Annotated in this window: 1 protein-coding gene; it reads left to right on the forward strand. The window is 64.3% G+C overall.

Going from position 1 to position 967, the window contains the following annotated elements:
• On the forward strand, nt 1-967 hold a 967-nt coding region (locus NW853_RS09565), incomplete at both ends, for an ABC transporter permease (protein WP_414348899.1).

A 967-nucleotide genomic window follows, 5' to 3' on the forward strand; every position in this document is an offset into this window, starting at 1 on the left:
TGCCGGGCCGCGGCATCCTGCGGGTGCTCTTTTTATCTCCCCTCGTGGTTCCGCCCCAGGTTTTGGCCTTGGCCTGGATCCAATGGGCCGGGCCGGTGGGCTATTTGCAGCAGGGGCTGCGCTGGATTTTGGGGAAGCAGGGATCCCTGTGGAGCTTCTACACGCCGGGGGGGATCATTCTGCTGCTGGCTCTTTTTGTGCTGCCAATTGCCTACCTGACGCTGGTGGCGGGCTTGAGCCGGCTCGCCAGGCAAGCTCAGGAGGCGGCCCAACTGGATGGGGCAAACCTGCTGCAGGTTTGGCTCTTCATCACCCTGCCCCTGTTGCGGCCCTCTGTGGCGGCAGCGGCGGCGCTGGCCTTCCTGGGGGCCTGGGGCAATTTCGGGATCCCGGCCTTGCTGGGGATCCCAGGACGCTACCTGACTTTGCCCACCCTGCTGTACCAAGAGGTGATCAACTTCGGCGGGGATGGGTTTGGGCGCAGCGCGGCGCTGGCGTTGCTCTTTGGCCTGCCGGCCCTCTTCTTTTTGGCCTGGTCACAGCAGCCTCAGGAGGGGCTGGATCCAGGCGAGGCCCCTCCGGATCCCTATCGCTTGGGCTGGCTGGGTTGGCTGCTCAGCGGGATCCTCTTCGCCGCAGCCTTGCTGCTCATTCTCGGGCCTTTGCTGGCCATGGCTGCAACTGCCCTGCTGCGGGCCTATGGCCTGCCCTTAGTCTGGTCTAACCTGACGCTGGAGCATTTCCGCCTGGTTCTTTTTGAGCTGGAGCGGGCCCGCCGCGCCACGCTGCACAGTTTGGGCTTGGCGGGAGGAGCAGCGCTGCTCTGCAGCGGGATGGCGACGATCTTGGGCTATGCCCTGACCCGGTTGAAAGTACGGCTGCTGGCGCTGCTCAGCTTCATTGTGGACTTGCCCTATGCCCTGCCGGGCCTGATTTTTGCGTTGTCCCTCATTTTGGTGTGGTTGCC

Source organism: Synechococcus sp. H55.11 (genome assembly GCF_047462475.1).
In the GTDB taxonomy this organism is placed as follows: domain Bacteria; phylum Cyanobacteriota; class Cyanobacteriia; order Thermostichales; family Thermostichaceae; genus Thermostichus.